This is a genomic window from Ensifer sp., from assembly GCF_031989085.1.
GTDB lineage: Bacteria > Pseudomonadota > Alphaproteobacteria > Rhizobiales > Rhizobiaceae > Ensifer.
Map to the genome: position 1 here is coordinate 2124324 of NZ_DALZXU010000001.1, position 14719 is coordinate 2139042.

Here is a 14719-nt window from a genome sequence, read left to right on the forward strand (position 1 = left end):
TGTTCCCGGAACGGCGTTGATTCAAGGCGTCAGACGAGCGCGGTAATGGCAGCGCGCACGGCTGCTTCGTCCATATCGTGCAGGCCAATGACCACGAGGCGGGTGCCGCGCTTTTCGCCGGCCACCCAGGCCCGGTCGTAATACTGGTCGATGCGGGCGCCGACGGCCTGGATCAAAAGACGCATCGGCTTGCCGGGCACATCGGCAAAGCCCTTGAGACGCAGCACGTCGTGCTCCGCGATCACGCTCTTGAGGCGATCGATGAAGGCGGCGGGATCGGCAATCGCGCCGAGCTCGACGACGAAGCTGTCGAACTCGTCGTGAGAGTGCTCCTCGCCGGCCTCATGTTCCATCTCGTGGTGCGACTTGCGGTTGGCGATATCGCTTTCCGTGCCGACACCAAGGCCGAGCAGGATGGCAGCAGCCACTTCGCCGTTCTTGGCTTCGATCATCGCGGGCTTGCGGCTGGTGCGCGAGGCGACCTCGTCACGCACGGCCTTCAGGCCGGAGGCGTCGATCAGGTCGGTCTTGTTGAGCACGATCAGGTCGGCAGCCGTCAGCTGATCCTCGAACAGCTCCTCGATCGGGCTTTCGTGATCGAGATTGTCATCCTCGACGCGCAGCGCATCGACCTTGTCATGGTCGTCGGCAAAGCGGCCGGCGGCAACGGCCGCGCTGTCGACCACGGTGACGACGCCGTCGACGGTCACTTCGCTGCGGATATCCGGCCAGTTGAAGGCAGCGATCAGCGGCTGCGGCAGCGCCAGACCCGAGGTCTCGATGATGATGTGGTCAGGACGGTTTTCGCGCTCGAGCAGCTTGGTCATGGTCGGAATGAAATCGTCGGCAACCGTGCAGCAGATGCAGCCGTTGGTGAGTTCAATGATGTCGTCTTCCGAGCAGGCTTCAGCGCCGCAACCCTTCAGGACGTCGCCATCGACGCCGAGATCGCCGAACTCGTTGATGATGAGCGCGATGCGCTTGCCGTCGGCGTTCTGCAGCAGGTTGCGGATCATCGTCGTCTTGCCGGCGCCGAGGAAGCCGGTGATGACGGTCGCCGGGATCTTGCCCTGGTTGGCTCTCGCAGTGGTCATGGATCAACCCTTCATTTTCAGCGGCAATCCAGCCGCGACAAAGTAAACTTCCGCGGATTTCTCCGCAACGATCTGGTGAAGCCGGCCGGCATGGTCGCGGAAGTCGCGGGCCATGCGGTTCTCGGGCACGATGCCGAGGCCGACTTCGTTGGAAACAAGGATGAGGCGCGCCTGGGCCTCAGGCAGAAAGCCGGCAAGGGCAGCGAACTCCGCCGCCATGTCGCGCTCTTCCATCATCAGGTTGGTGACCCACAGTGTCAGGCAGTCGACGAGGACCACGCGGTTCTCACCGTCGATGCGCGTCAGCAGCGAGACGAGATCGAGCGGCTCCTCATGCGTGGTCCAGCCCTCGCCGCGCCTTTCCCGGTGATGGTCGATACGCTCGCGCATCTCGTCGTCCCAGGCACGCCCGGTCGCGACATAGTGCATGTCGAGACCCGAGGCTTCGACGAGCCGTTCGGAGAAGCTGGATTTGCCGGAACGGGCGCCACCGAGGACCAGAACCGGCCCGGCATGGGGAATGCTCATCTGCCTTGCCGCCTCACGTCGCCGCAGCGGGCGATTTTGAACGGCAACAGAAGCTCGGCGCGCTCAAGGCGCGTTCGGAAAATGGTCGATAAGCCAAGACAACCTCCGTGATGGCGTTGGGAAGCGGGCTTCCCTTCGGGCGGAATGCCCCTGTCGGACGGCAGGTCTCCTGGCTCACGGCGTCACGAGCCCATGGCATCGCTTCGCGTCGCGACGCGAAAACAATGCAAGGGCCCGAACGGCCCGCCTCACCTTCCCGGCGCTTTCCGGTGCCACAGCGAACCTTTGCACGTCGTTTCCGATGCGCGGCGCTGTGGCCGGTTTCGTGAAAGGCGGACGATTCGTAGAAGAAGAGGCGTCCAGCCCGGCTGATCACGAAGCCACGCCAGTGGCTTTTCCGGCTTGATCCCTGACCTGCCCCGATTGCCCATGCAACCGGCCGACAACCCGGCATCAAACCCGATGGCGAACCCTGACCGTTCTACAGTCGCGGGGTCGGCTGCGATAAGGATGCCCGGTTTGGGTCCATCCGTCACATTCCCAATTATTCCCCCGCATCGCCACGATCCGGGGAAACCATCCAACGCCAGATGATTAGGAAGCGGGGGGCGCAAAGTCAATCGACGCGTGCGACGGCCAACAACGCGATTGCGGCGCGCTGGCTAATTCCCGAGCAGCTGCTCCAGCCAACGCCTGTCGAGCACCGCCTCGAGTTCGCTCGCGACGTCGTCGAGCGCCGCGTCGACCGATTGACGATAATTGCCGATGCCGCCCTCGATCCCGAAGCTTCTCAGCAGTGCCGAGCGATAGGCATCGCTTGCAAACAGGCCGTGCAGATAGGTGCCCATCACCCGGCCATCGGCAGAAAGAGCACCATCGGCGCGGCCGTCGATGCTGACCGCAGGGCGGTCGCAATCGGCGCCCGTCGTCTTGCCCAGGTGGATCTCGTAGCCTTCGAGCGTCACGTCGTGCTCCAGCGACCAGGCGCGACTGTTGCGCACGGTCTTTTCCGGCGCCATCTCGGTTTCGATATCGAGCAGACCGAGCCCGGCGATTTCGTGGTCGCGCCCCTCGATCCCCAGCGGATCGGTGACGCGCCGGCCGAGCATCTGGTATCCGCCGCAGATGCCGATAACCCGGCCACCGCGCCGGACATGGCGCTTGATGTCGCCGTCCCAGCCCTGCGCGCGCAGATCCTTCAGGTCGGCAATGGTCGATTTCGACCCGGGAATGACGACGAGACCCGCATCTGCCGGGATCGGGTTGCCTGGCTTCACGAAGACGAGCTCGACCTCCGGCTCGGCGGCGAGCGGATCGAGATCGTCGAAATTGGCGATACGGGACAACACGGGAACGACGACCTTCAGCGCCCGCCCCTCGCCGCGCACGCGCTTTTCGAGCACGACGGAATCCTCCGCCGGCAGCCGGCCCGCCGCCTTCAACCACGGCACGACGCCAAAGCAGGGCCAGCCGGTGTAGCCGCCGATGGCGGCAATGCCGTCATTAAACAGGGTGACGTCGCCACGGAACTTGTTGATGAGATAGCCTGAGATCATGCGCCGGTCGTCCGCCGGCAGGATCGCATGCGTGCCGACCAGCGAGGCGATGACACCGCCGCGGTCGATGTCACCCACGAGGATGACAGGCACGTCCGCACGGGTCGCAAAGCCCATATTGGCGATGTCGCCGGCCCTCAGATTAATCTCGGCCGGAGACCCCGCGCCTTCGACGACGACAAGATCGACGCCGGCCGAAATCTGCTCGAAGCTGTCCATGACCACGCCGAGCAATTTCGGCTTCAGCGCCTGATATTCGCGCCCGCGCGCCTGCCCTGCGACCTTGCCCTGCACCACGATCTGGCTGCCGACATCCGACTGCGGCTTCAGGAGCACCGGGTTCATGTGCACGGAGGACGGCACGCGGGCAGCCAGCGCCTGCAGCCACTGCGCCCGGCCGATTTCGCCGCCGTCGTCAGACACCGCGGCATTGTTCGACATGTTCTGCGGCTTGAACGGCCTGACCTTCAACCCGCGATTGGAAGCGAGCCGGCAGAGGCCTGCCACCAATACCGATTTTCCGACATCCGAGCCGGTTCCCTGCAGCATGATCTTGCGTGTCATGGCGCCACGGGTAACATCGATTTGATCGGGCGCAAAGCCCTGCTTTGACAAGATTTCGCCGCATTTGCGGCGCGTCGATGACGGACTGTTTCGGTCGCTAATCAAGCTTGTCGAGTTTCTCTCCGAAACTAGCGTAATTGCGACATCCTGTGACGAGTTTGGCATTCAATTTCGCTTGCGGCGAGCCTATATCAGCGCCACCGAAACACATACCGGACCAATGGGGTCCGGCCTCTCAAGGTCCATGTCCATGCTGTACATCTTCAGCAAGCCCAATTTCGTTCAGATCGCCTGGAATTCCAAGGTCCCCGCCAGTCAGTCGCGCGTCCGCAACGTCGTTCTCGACGCTCCCTTCGGACCGCTCGGCTTCATCCGCACGTCCAACGTCGGCTGACCCGATGGCCCGGTCCCCGGGCGTCCTATTGGCCAAGGCTTCGCATTTCAGCAGCTAACGCCTCCTCCTCCAGCCGTCTCCCCTCGTGGAGACGGTTTTTTTTGGTCCGTCGATCACCGTCAACGGCCATAAACGCGAAAGCCGCATCGACCTCTCTCGAGGGATGCGGCTTCCAAAAAACACTGGTCACTCCGGAAATACACACCGGAGGCTCGCTTCAAACCCGGGACGCACTACCTTGATCCGGGTCGGCGGCCGTTTCCTGCCGCGCAACAACAATTAGCCGGACATCGTTACCGGATGGTTATTGAGGATTTAACGAAAGATGAATTCCGGCTTTTTTTGAATGTTTTTCGCGACATTCGCAAAATTTGCGCGTGACGCATTCGAGACAGGAAAGGTCCTCAATGCAACAGACCGGAAACCAGCATTGTGGCGAGCGCTAAATTTTGCGGCACTAATTGTCGCAAATGCTTAAATTTAGCCGCCGGGAGCCGAAAAATTCCGCTTGCGCCATGTCGCAGACAGACGCCGCTACCCTATCGGTCGCGCCCCTCTCCGATTGAAGAGGTTGATTTCTCAACGAGAATACTTAGGCTTGGCTTGCGGTATAGAGGAAATCCGGCCGGCGACAGGGTTCCGCGGCCAGGACCAGAACGAATTCCCATCACCGCCGCAGCGGGGCTACCCTTGGCGTGAACTGCGCCGAAGCCCAGGCTGCTTATTTGGGTCGGGTGACCGGGATGCAAGGGCGTCCCCATGACGCCCGTTCGATCGTTGGCTGCAGATAAAGACTGGGAGGTCTTGCAACATGAAGAAACTCCTCGCTTCCACCATTCTCGCCGCAGGCCTTTATGCCATGGCGGGTTCCGCGCAGGCCGCGGAATGCGGTGAAGTCAGCATTGCCGAAATGAACTGGGCATCTGCGGGCGTCGCTGCGCATGTGGACAAGTTCATTCTGGAAAACGGTTACGGTTGCACCGTGACGCTGGTTACCGGCGACACCATGCCGACCTTTGCCTCCATGAACGAAAAGGCTCAGCCGGACATGGCGCCGGAACTCTGGGTCAACGCCGTGCGCACGCCGCTCGACGCGGCGATCAAGGAAGGCCGGCTGATCGAGGCCGCCAAGATCTTGAGCGAAGGCGGCGTCGAAGGCTGGTGGATCCCGAAATTCCTCGCCGATGCCCACCCCGACATCAAGACGGTGCAGGACGCGCTGAAACACCCCGATCTCTTCCCGGCACCGGAAGACCCGTCCAAGGCCGCCGTGCACAATTGCCCGTCGGGCTGGAACTGCCAGGTTTCGACCGCCAACCTCTACAAGGCGATCGATGCCGAGAAGGCCGGCTTCCAGCTGGTCGACACCGGGTCTGCCGCTGGCCTCGACGGCTCGATCGCCAATGCCTTTGCCAAGAAGACCGGCTGGCTCGGCTACTACTGGGCACCGACCGCCATCCTCGGCAAATACGAGATGACCCGCCTCTCCTTCGGCGTCGACCACGACAAGAAGGAATGGGACGCCTGCTCGGCGGTTCCCGATTGCCCGAGCCCGAAGGTCAACTCCTACCCGGTCTCCGACGTGTTCACGGTCGTGACCAAGTCCTTCGCCGACAAGGCGGGCGTCGCCATGGACTACGTCAAGGCGCGCAAGTGGGACAACGGCACGGTCAACAAGGTTCTCGCCTGGATGGATGAGAACCAGGGCACCAACGAGGATGCGGCCAAGCATTTCCTCGCCGAGTTCCCCGACATGTGGACCACCTGGGTGAGCCCGGAAGTGGCCGAGAAGGTCAAGGCTGCGCTTTGATGCGATTGCCGATGCAGGCGCCCGCGAAAAAAGCGGTCGCCTGCATCGGCGTCTTCGCCGGCAGCCTGGGTAACCGGGCACGACGGCGACGCTTCCGACGACGAACGGGCTCGGTTCGCGTCGCATTCAGTAAAGCGGGCGACACGTTCCGCTGTCACATTTCTCACGCCGGGACCCGAAGAGGTCACTCGTCAAGTCTGCGCAGGAGATCGGCAACGACCGGTCCGGAGACGCAGTCGGCGTCATAAGACTTCCGGCCAAGAAGGGGAAAAATATGGCATCCATCTGCAGTGTCTTGCCAGCGTTGCTCTGCAAGTTCCCTGCCATCGACGACGGAACGATCCGGCTCGCGCGCAAGACCATCGACGATGGCTTCAAAGGGTTCGTCCGTTCCTATGGCGACGCCATCGATACGGTCGTACAGCCGCTTCAGTGGTTCCTGAATTATCTCGAGGGCGCGTTCGTGGCGTCGCCCTGGATCCTGGTGCTGATCGTCATGGTCGCCGTGGTCTATTACGGCAGCCGCAACATCAACATCACCATCGGCACGGCGCTGTCGATGATCGCCATCGGCCTCGTCGGTCTTTGGAACGACACGATGATTACGCTGGCGATGGTGACCGTCTGTACGCTGATCTCGATCCTGATCGGCATCCCGATCGGCATTCTGATGGCCCGCTCCGACCGGGTACAGTCGATCGTCAATCCGGTGCTCGACGTGATGCAGACGATGCCGAGCTTCGTTTATCTCATCCCCGTGGTCATGATCTTCGGCATCGGCAAGGTGCCGGGCCTGATCGCCGTCGTCATCTATGCCGTGCCGCCGATGATCCGGCTCACCAATCTCGGCATCCGCCTCGTCGACAAGGAAGTGCTCGAGGCGGCCGACGCCTTCGGGTCCTCTGCCTGGCAGAAACTGAAGAACGTGCAGATGCCCCTGGCGCTGCCGACCATCATGGCCGGCATCAACCAGACCATCATGATGTCGCTGGCCATGGTCGTCGTCGCATCGATGATCGGTGTCGGCGGTCTCGGCAAGAACGTGCTGCAGGCGATCGCCAACCAGTTCTTCACTGTCGGCTTCCTCAACGGCTTCGCCCTTGTCGGCATCGCCATCATTTTCGACCGGACCAGCCAGGCCTTCGGCAGGCGGCTGCAGAAGCATTCGGAGGTTATCCATGGCTAGTCACGCGATCGAGGTGAAGAACCTCTACAAGATCTTCGGCCCCAATGGCGGCGACTATGTCGATGCGGTCAAGCGGGGCCTTGGCAAGGCGGAGCTCAACGAGAAACACGGCCACGTGCTCGGCCTGCAGGACATCAACATCTCGATGCCGGCCGGCGGCGTTATGGTGGTCATGGGGCTTTCGGGCTCGGGCAAGTCGACGCTGATCCGCCACATCAACCGGCTGATCGACCCGACCGCGGGCGAAGTGCTCTATGACGGTGTCGACGTCTGCCAGATGAGCGACAACGACCTGCGCGAATTCCGTCGCCACAAGACGGCGATGGTGTTCCAGAAATTCGCGCTTTTGCCGCACCGCACCGTTCTCGACAACACGGTCTACGGCCTTGAGATCCAGGGCGTCGGCAAGGCCGAGAGCGAAAAGCGGGCGCGCGGCTGGATCGAGCGCGTCGGGCTGAAGGGGTTCGAGAATCACTATCCGAACCAGCTCTCGGGCGGCATGCAGCAGCGCGTGGGCCTTGCCCGGGCACTGACCAACGACGCCGACATCCTGCTGATGGACGAGGCCTATTCGGCGCTCGATCCGCTGATCCGTGTCGACATGCAGACCGTGCTTCTCGACCTGCAGAAGGAATTGAAGAAGACCGTCGTCTTCATCACCCACGATCTCGACGAGGCGCTCCGGCTCGGCGACAAGATCGCCATCCTGCGCGACGGCCGCGTCGTTCAGCAGGGCACGGGCCAGCAGATCGTGCTGTCGCCCGCCGACGACTACATCTCGGCCTTCGTCAAGGAAGTGAACCGCGGACGCGTCATCAATGTCGAGACGATCATGCGGCCGCTTGCCGGAAACCCGGAAGGCTTGCCGCTGGCGATGGGCACCGTGCTGGAATCGGCCGCCCGCGCCATGACCGGCGCCCACCTCAACACGGCCCATGTCGTCGACGAGAATGGTCGCCCGGTCGGTACGCTCGATCTGCAGACCATCATCTCGGCCATGGTGACGCCGACCAGCCATGAGGACAAGAGGGCTGCGTAAAGCGCCGCACGCGCTCTAAGGCCGGCGATCGCCAAACCGCCTCGCCGGCACGTTAACCCGGACGACGCGCTTGCCGTCAGGCAGGCGTGAGGCATCGGCCCCCGCGTTGACGCGAGGCCGATGCCAGCCGTCTTCAGTTGGTGGTCGTCGTTTCGGCTGCAGCCGGCTCGACGGCGCTTGCGGAAGACGCCGAGTCTTCACGTGCAGGGAAATACTTGTCGAGCAGGTCGATCATCTGATTGTCGCGCTTTTCGGCAGTCTCGCCGCCCATGACGACGCCGACGAGGCGCTTGCCGTCGCGGGTCGCCGAGGTGACCAGATTGTAGCCAGAGGCCTGCGTGTAACCGGTCTTGATGCCATCGGCACCGGCGTAGCGGTTCATCACATTGTTGTGGCCGCGAAGCTTCATGCCCCGGAACTCGATCCGGCGGTTGGAAAACAGCGTGAACTCCTGCGGAAAATCGCGCATCAGGGCAATGCCGAGCGTCGCCATGTCGCGCGCAGTCGTTACCTGTTCGGGATCCGGCAGGCCGTTGGCGTTCTTGAACACGGTGCTGGCCATGCCGAGCTGGCGTGCCTTACCCGTCATCATAGTGGCAAAAGCGGTTTCGGTGCCTGCCAGTTGCTCGCCGATGGCAATGGACGCATCGTTGGCCGACAGCACGATCATGCCCATGACGGCTTCGCGCACGGACACGGTGCGCCCGACACCGACCGCCAGCTTGAACGGCTCCTTGCTGTTGGCATTTTCCGACATCGTCAGCCGCTGATCCCAGGTCAACCGGCCATCGCGAAGGGCTTCGAACGCCAGGTAGATCGTCATCATCTTGGTGAGCGAGGCGGGATAGTTGAGCACGTCGGCGTTTTCGGCCTCAAGGACCGTGCCGGTCTGCGCGTCGAGAACCAGATGCGCCTTTCCGGCGAAGGCATGGGACGCACCGCCAAGCAGCAGACCAAGTGAAACGGCCGCCGACGCGAGTGTCCGGAGTTTGAAGTTCATGATGTTCTTCTCGTTTGAGGCTATCGATCAGCGCGCGATATCCGCGGGCACGCGAGCAACTACATAAGTTCGGCCTTTTACAGCGATAGCAGCCGGGCCGCAATCGCCTATAGGCTGCGGCTTTTCGTCGTGAGCGACCGCCGCGCTTCGGCCACAATGGCATTGACCGGTCGGATGACAGGGGCCAGGCGTGGCGACCGCGGTAACCTTCAGGCACCAGCGCATCGGCAGCCACCCGGCGGCAAGGCCCGTTTCATTCCGCTTTAACCCAATTGCGCCATGTTTGGTGGCTGGTCCCGGCCCGCTCGGTGCGAGTGCAGGCAGGACTGGAAACCGGAGGCGGCGCCGTGTCGGCGGCGCCCCGTCAAAGCGATCTCGGCGTTCTGATGCAAACACCCACCGCCACGGCAGTTTCTTCTACACGACGGTACCCGGTGCCGGCGCTGTCGAGCAGCGACGCCGGGCTGACGCAACTGACCCGTCACCTTGCATCGCTGTTGTCGGGCCTCGGGCTCTTCCTCATGGTCTTCACGCTGATGCCGTTTCAGGGTGCGGTGGAGGTCGACCCGAATGCCGGCAATGACGGCAACATCGTCAATCAGATCGGCTACCTCGTGCTCGGCGTCGTCTACCTGTCTGCCATGCTGCTCGTCGTCGACCGGCGGGTGCTGGCGCGGTTGATCTCACCGGCCTGGGTCGCCGTTTTCGCCATCGCCTATTTCTCCTGCCTGCAATCCTACGACCCCGCAGCCTCCGCCCGCGGCCTGACGCTCAGCCTCATCGCCATGATCATGGTGGCAGGCGTCCTGGTGCTGCCGCGCAGCGAGCAGGATTTCGTTCATGCCGGAGCCAATGCCATCCTGCTGATCGTGTTGATCGACTATGCGGCGCTGATCGTCGCGCCGGACCTTGCCATCCATTCGGCCGACGGCGGCGAGCCCTGGCATGCCGGCTTCTGGCGCGGCCATCTCCTGCACAAGAACGTCTCGGCCCCGGTCTTTTCGATCCTGTGCGTGTTCGGCATCTACTGCGCACGCTCCGGCGCCACGCTTCGCGGCTGGGCCATAGCGCTGCTGTCGTTCAATTTCGTGCTGCACACCGGCTCCAAGACCACCATAGGCTTCCTGCCCATCGCCATCGCGCTGGTGCTTGCCGGGCGCGCGCTGCGCAGCCCGGGCCTGATGATCGCCGCGCATATTGCCATGTCGGTGATGATCTTCGGCCTCACGCTCGGCACGATCTATTCCGACGCCCTGCTGGCGGCGACCCGCGCAATCATCGACGACGCCACCTTCACCGGTCGCGACGACATCTGGAAATTCGCAAGCGCCAGCATCGCCGATCACCCATGGTTCGGCCAGGGCTATTCCAGCTTCTGGCTCTCGCCTGTCATCATGGGCCTCGAGGCAAATTTCGAAGCCAGCTGGGACGTGCGCGGCATCGTGACCGGCCACAACAGCTATCTCGACGCCGCACTGATGTTCGGCCTGCCCGGCGGCATCCTCATGACGCTGCTATTGTTCGTCAAACCGCTGTTCGACTACATCCGCGCCGCGCGCCGCCCGCAAGGCGGCGCCTTTGCCGATTTCTGCGTCATGGTCGTCATCTTCATGACCTACAACGCCATGCTCGAAAGCTTCTTCCTCAACCGCGCCGACCCGATGTGGCTCCTGACGGCACTGGCGGTTTTCGGCCTCGGCCTTGCCGGCCGCATGGGCCTGCGCAGCGAACAATAGTCGCCTGCCCGCCGCACCAATGCTTGCAAAGACATAAAGATATCTTTATATCTTGTTTCATTCATTCTAGCCGGGAAAAGCCGATGACCCTTGCCGCCAATGTTCTCTCCGACCTCATCGCCGAAAAGGGCGTTCTTCTCGCCGATGGCGCCACCGGGACTTCGCTGTTCGCGATGGGTCTGGAAGCGGGCGAAGCGCCTGAGATCTGGAACGAGACCAGGCCGGAGAACATCACCAAGCTGCACCAGGACTTCGTCGATGCCGGCGCAGACATCATCCTGACCAATTCCTTCGGCGGCACGCGCCACCGGCTGAAGCTGCACCACGCCCAGGATCGCGTCTACGCGCTCAACAAGCGCGCAGCCGAAATCGCTCGCGCCGTCGCCGACAAGGCGTCGCGCAAGGTCATCACCGCCGGTTCCGTCGGTCCGACCGGCGAACTGCTGATCCCGCTCGGCGCGCTGTCCTATGAAGACGCGGTCCTCGCCTTCGTCGAGCAGATGGAAGGCCTGAAGGCCGGCGGCGCCGAAGTCGCCTGGATCGAGACGATGTCGTCCCCTGACGAGATCCGCGCCGCAGCTGAAGCCGCCGCCAAGGTCGGCCTGCCCTATGTCTACACCGGTTCCTTCGACACCGCCGGCAAGACGATGATGGGCCTGCACCCCAAGGACATCCACGATGTCGCCAAGGACCTGGGCGACGGCCCGGTCGCCGTCGGCGCCAATTGCGGCGTCGGCGCGTCCGACATCCTGTCCTCGCTGCTCGACATGACCTCGGCAAACCCGCAGGCAACCGTGATCGTCAAGGGCAATTGCGGCATTCCCGAATTCCGCGGCTCCGAGATCCATTACTCCGGCACGCCGCCGCTGATGGCGGAATATGCGCGCCTGGCCGCCGATGCCGGCGCGAAGATCATCGGCGGCTGCTGCGGCACCACCTGCGGCCACCTCGCCGCCATGCGCGTCGCGCTTGACGAGCATTCGCCGCGCGAGCGCCCGACGCTCGATGTGATCATCGAAAGGATCGGCCCGCTGCGCAACAAGACCGCCAACGAAGGCCCGTCGGCGCCTGCCCGCGAGCGCCGAGGCCGCCGGGGCTGACCGGCCCCTGAACCAACGATAAGAAAACGCTCCGGCATCACACGATCCGGAGCGTTTTTTTACCTGCGGCGCCTGATCGAGGCGCTTGCCGAAATTGCGGTACGCCTTCGGCATCATCCCCTGATGGCAAAGGCCGGCATGACGTGCGGACACCCATCAGGGTTCGCCGCTTCTGCGGGCTGCCCTGCGGGATTCAGGCGATGCGTTTCGCCACGCCACCCGCCAGAAGGTGCCGACGCCATGCCGCGAGCCCGGTCTTGATGTTCCGGCGGCCGAAGCCGACACGGAAGCGATCCTGGGCAACGGGCAGCAGATCGGAGACGAACAGGCTCGAAGGCAGCAGCAGGACGCCGGCCTCCTCCACCAGGCGACGGCAATGGCTCTCGACGCCGTCCGACCCGAGATAGCGGGCAAAGCCGACGCAACCACCGTCCGGCTCCCGCCATTCGTAGAGATCGGGGAAGTCGGCAAGGAAAGCGCCGAGCTTTTCCAGGTTCGTGGCGCAGAGAGCGCGGTTTCTGGCCAGCAGCGTCTCGCGCGCCTTGAGCGCGATGGTCGCCAGCACCTCCGACGGACGCGAATTGCAGATCGACAGATAGTGCTTCATCTTCTCCATGCGCTCGAGCAGGTGATGATCGCGGCAGGCGATCCAGCCGATGCGCAGGCCCGGCAGGCCATAGGCCTTGGACATGACATTGAGCGAGATTCCGCGCTCGAACAGCTCGGCCGCCTGCGGCAGCCGGAGCGCCGGGTCGCGTTCGAGGCCGCGATAGACCTCGTCGCTGAAGAGATGGATGCCGCGCTCGACGCAGAGCTCGGCCAGAGCCCTGTAGGTCTGCTGATCGGCGATCGAGCCTGTCGGATTGTTGGGAAAGTTGACGGCGATCAGTTTCGTGTTCGGCTGCAGCGCCGCGCGCACATCGGCTAGATCCAGCCGCCAGTTGTTTTCCGGGCGCAGCGGCACGCCGCTGACCGACGCGGCGATCGTTACCGGCAGCGTTTCCATCGACTGGTAGTTGGGCACGGTAACAATGGCGTGGTCTTCAGGCCCCAGCAGCGCCAGCATGGCGCAGTAGAGCCCCTCTTCCGCCCCGGCAAAGCAGAGGATGTCGTCGGCCGAAAGCCCGCTATAGGTCGAAGCGATGGCAGTCCGCAGCGCTGGCGCGCCGTAGGTCTCGGTGTAGCCGAGCGTGAGCTTGTCCCAGGCTTCCCGGTCGGCATCGTCTGCCAGCGCCAGCAATTCACCCATGGAGATGGTTTCGGCATCGCTCGCTGTCATGTGATGGCGCGCCTTGAACTCCCAGCGGGAGAAATGCGTTTCGAGGCGGAAGTCTGGCAGGGTTGTCATATCGGGTCCTCCGGTCGCTGCGTCCTTGGGACAGGCGACATGATTGTCTTCGTCGGGATCAGGAAGCATCGCTGCGGGCGGCAGCGAGATAATTGTAGATCGAGGCGCGCGAGGTGCCGATGAGGCTCGCCAGATGATCCACCGCGTTGCGGGTCTTGAACAGACCGCGCTCCTCAAGTGCGGCAACGAGCGCGACGCGATCCGCCCGCTTGAGCGCTGCAAGCGCGATGCCCCGCTCCTTCAGCCAATCATGCAGCGAGGCGTTGATCTCCTCGCGCCAGTCGCGCGAAAACAGCGCCTGAGGCCGCGGCTGCGCCGCGCCGGCAAAGGCGGATAGAAGTTGCAGCGCATTGTCGATCATCGAGACGTCGAGATTGATGCAGAGCAGCCCCGCGGCCTTGCCTCTGGCATCGCGCAGCACCGCCGAGACCGACTTGACGCGCCGGCCGTCGGCGCCGGTCTTTTCATAGGGGCCAAGCACGCTTTCCTCGCCCGAGACCGTGCCGAACGTATCCTCGATCAGAGAGTCCTCGCCGACGACGCGCCCCGAGGACGCATTCCATATGGCCGCCACCGTGCCGCTTCCCAGATCATGCAGCACGACCTCCGCATGCGGATAGAGCAAGGCGCTGATCGCTGCGGCCGAAGGCGCGTGCATGGCGATATCGAAGGGGATGGCAGGTTCCAGGTTCATGGCCAACGGAATGAACGATTCTGGAATTTTTGTCAATATTGGATGCTTAGTACAATTTCATCGACGCTTGCGCGCCCGGCGACCCTGTCCTATCCCGATTGAAACGAGATTCGCCTGGAGAGACCGACATGAACGCTGGCCCCGCTTCCTTTCCCGACCGGGACACCGTTGCCGAAAAGCTTTCCTCTTTCGGCGAAGCGGACCAGGCCTTCGTGCGGTTGCTGATGGAAAACCCCGAGCAGGACGACCGGCTGCTGGATGGGCTTTACCGCTATCTCGATATCGCCTCCGAAGCCCGCTTTCTCAACACGCTGAAGCTCGACAAGCTCGGACAGTGGCTCGGCAACGAGGCCCCGGCCCGGCTGCAGATGCGCCTGATGGAAGCCGCCCGCGCGAGCCAGCACCCGGCCTACCAGGCGTTCAAGATGGGCCTGACAAAATCCGGCGGCCTGGAGCGCGCCTTTCCGAAGGCGTGAGGCGACCGCGCCTGATACATCCCCTCACTGTCCTGCCGGACATCTCTCCCCGCACGCGGAGACAGAGCCGCTGTGCGCACCCTTGGGTGCCAAATCCCAGCGTTTCCCAAATCCCAGCGTTTCCCAAATCTCAGTGCTTCATTGTCAGATTTCGGCCGTCGCCATAGGCAATGCCGCAGCCGCTCGTCCCTTCT

The 14719-nt window shown here is 63.2% G+C and carries 13 protein-coding genes and 1 riboswitch; of the genes, 7 read left to right on the plus strand and 6 right to left on the minus strand.

The window, feature by feature from the left end; genetic code table 11:
• Nucleotides 1–29: 29 nt before the first annotated feature.
• From cobW to RTP54_RS10340, 3 genes are all read right to left on the minus strand, one after another.
• Nucleotides 30–1094 (minus strand): cobalamin biosynthesis protein CobW, encoded by a 1065-nt coding sequence (gene cobW, locus RTP54_RS10330; protein ID WP_312362380.1) that lies wholly within the window; start codon nt 1092–1094, stop codon nt 30–32.
• Between the two features lie 3 nt (nt 1095–1097).
• Entirely contained in the window at nt 1098–1622 is a 525-nt protein-coding gene (gene cobU, locus RTP54_RS10335; protein WP_112815658.1) for a bifunctional adenosylcobinamide kinase/adenosylcobinamide-phosphate guanylyltransferase, read from the minus strand.
• 141 nt (nt 1623–1763) lie between these two features.
• Nucleotides 1764–2218: riboswitch (cobalamin riboswitch) on the minus strand.
• Nucleotides 2219–2284: 66 nt separating this feature from the next.
• Nucleotides 2285–3742 (minus strand): cobyric acid synthase, encoded by a 1458-nt coding sequence (locus RTP54_RS10340; RefSeq protein WP_312362383.1) that lies wholly within the window; start codon nt 3740–3742, stop codon nt 2285–2287.
• A gap of 250 nt (nt 3743–3992) precedes the next feature.
• Here RTP54_RS10340 and RTP54_RS10345 point away from each other — a divergent pair, with 250 nt between their 5' ends.
• The 4 genes from RTP54_RS10345 to RTP54_RS10360 all read left to right on the plus strand — a co-directional run bounded on the left by RTP54_RS10345 (nt 3993) and on the right by RTP54_RS10360 (nt 8171).
• Nucleotides 3993–4136: a hypothetical protein gene (locus RTP54_RS10345; RefSeq protein ID WP_112811119.1), complete on the plus strand. Its 144-nt coding sequence runs from the start codon at nt 3993–3995 to the stop codon at nt 4134–4136.
• Nucleotides 4137–4947: 811 nt separating this feature from the next.
• Nucleotides 4948–5946, plus strand: coding sequence for an ABC transporter substrate-binding protein (locus RTP54_RS10350; protein ID WP_112811044.1), 999 nt, complete (start codon nt 4948–4950; stop codon nt 5944–5946).
• Nucleotides 5947–6220: 274 nt separating this feature from the next.
• Entirely contained in the window at nt 6221–7132 is a 912-nt protein-coding gene (locus RTP54_RS10355) for an ABC transporter permease (RefSeq protein WP_112811045.1), read from the plus strand.
• Nucleotides 7125–8171, plus strand: coding sequence for a glycine betaine/L-proline ABC transporter ATP-binding protein (locus RTP54_RS10360; protein ID WP_312362389.1), 1047 nt, complete (start codon nt 7125–7127; stop codon nt 8169–8171). Before RTP54_RS10355 ends, RTP54_RS10360 begins: the two co-directional genes overlap by 8 nt.
• Before the next feature lie 133 nt (nt 8172–8304).
• On the opposite strand, the gene RTP54_RS10365 is transcribed toward RTP54_RS10360, so the two are convergent.
• Complete coding sequence (locus RTP54_RS10365; protein ID WP_112811047.1) at nt 8305–9171, minus strand: D-alanyl-D-alanine carboxypeptidase family protein; 867 nt, start codon at nt 9169–9171, stop codon at nt 8305–8307.
• Between the two features lie 386 nt (nt 9172–9557).
• Here RTP54_RS10365 and RTP54_RS10370 point away from each other — a divergent pair, with 386 nt between their 5' ends.
• The gene (locus tag RTP54_RS10370) at nt 9558–10907 is read left to right on the plus strand and encodes an O-antigen ligase (protein WP_312362392.1); all 1350 of its coding nucleotides are present in this window, start codon (nt 9558–9560) and stop codon (nt 10905–10907) included.
• Between the two features lie 83 nt (nt 10908–10990).
• Complete coding sequence (gene bmt / locus RTP54_RS10375) at nt 10991–12007, plus strand: betaine--homocysteine S-methyltransferase (RefSeq protein ID WP_312362394.1); 1017 nt, start codon at nt 10991–10993, stop codon at nt 12005–12007.
• A 193-nt stretch (nt 12008–12200) separates the two neighbouring features.
• On the opposite strand, the gene RTP54_RS10380 is transcribed toward bmt, so the two are convergent.
• Together RTP54_RS10380 and RTP54_RS10385 are read right to left on the minus strand one after the other, a co-directional pair.
• On the minus strand, nt 12201–13355 hold the full coding sequence (locus RTP54_RS10380; RefSeq protein ID WP_312362396.1) for a pyridoxal phosphate-dependent aminotransferase: 1155 nt from the start codon (nt 13353–13355) through the stop codon (nt 12201–12203).
• Nucleotides 13356–13413: 58 nt separating this feature from the next.
• Nucleotides 13414–14049: a PAS domain-containing protein gene (locus RTP54_RS10385; protein ID WP_312363234.1), complete on the minus strand. Its 636-nt coding sequence runs from the start codon at nt 14047–14049 to the stop codon at nt 13414–13416.
• Nucleotides 14050–14177: 128 nt separating this feature from the next.
• Here RTP54_RS10385 and RTP54_RS10390 point away from each other — a divergent pair, with 128 nt between their 5' ends.
• The gene (locus tag RTP54_RS10390) at nt 14178–14525 is read left to right on the plus strand and encodes a hypothetical protein (RefSeq protein ID WP_312362398.1); all 348 of its coding nucleotides are present in this window, start codon (nt 14178–14180) and stop codon (nt 14523–14525) included.
• Nucleotides 14526–14719 lie beyond the last annotated feature (194 nt).

What these genes read in the sequence shown, in the direction of transcription:
- cobW (WP_312362380.1), bottom strand. Translation starts at nt 1,094, where the DNA reads ATGACCACTGCGAGAGCCAACCAGGGCAAGATCCCGGCGACCGTCATC.
- cobU (WP_112815658.1), bottom strand. Translation starts at nt 1,622, where the DNA reads ATGAGCATTCCCCATGCCGGGCCGGTTCTGGTCCTCGGTGGCGCCCGT.
- RTP54_RS10340 (WP_312362383.1), bottom strand. Translation starts at nt 3,742, where the DNA reads ATGACACGCAAGATCATGCTGCAGGGAACCGGCTCGGATGTCGGAAAA.
- RTP54_RS10345 (WP_112811119.1), top strand. Translation starts at nt 3,993, where the DNA reads ATGCTGTACATCTTCAGCAAGCCCAATTTCGTTCAGATCGCCTGGAAT.
- RTP54_RS10350 (WP_112811044.1), top strand. Translation starts at nt 4,948, where the DNA reads ATGAAGAAACTCCTCGCTTCCACCATTCTCGCCGCAGGCCTTTATGCC.
- RTP54_RS10355 (WP_112811045.1), top strand. Translation starts at nt 6,221, where the DNA reads ATGGCATCCATCTGCAGTGTCTTGCCAGCGTTGCTCTGCAAGTTCCCT.
- RTP54_RS10360 (WP_312362389.1), top strand. Translation starts at nt 7,125, where the DNA reads ATGGCTAGTCACGCGATCGAGGTGAAGAACCTCTACAAGATCTTCGGC.
- RTP54_RS10365 (WP_112811047.1), bottom strand. Translation starts at nt 9,171, where the DNA reads ATGAACTTCAAACTCCGGACACTCGCGTCGGCGGCCGTTTCACTTGGT.
- RTP54_RS10370 (WP_312362392.1), top strand. Translation starts at nt 9,558, where the DNA reads ATGCAAACACCCACCGCCACGGCAGTTTCTTCTACACGACGGTACCCG.
- bmt (WP_312362394.1), top strand. Translation starts at nt 10,991, where the DNA reads ATGACCCTTGCCGCCAATGTTCTCTCCGACCTCATCGCCGAAAAGGGC.
- RTP54_RS10380 (WP_312362396.1), bottom strand. Translation starts at nt 13,355, where the DNA reads ATGACAACCCTGCCAGACTTCCGCCTCGAAACGCATTTCTCCCGCTGG.
- RTP54_RS10385 (WP_312363234.1), bottom strand. Translation starts at nt 14,049, where the DNA reads ATGAACCTGGAACCTGCCATCCCCTTCGATATCGCCATGCACGCGCCT.
- RTP54_RS10390 (WP_312362398.1), top strand. Translation starts at nt 14,178, where the DNA reads ATGAACGCTGGCCCCGCTTCCTTTCCCGACCGGGACACCGTTGCCGAA.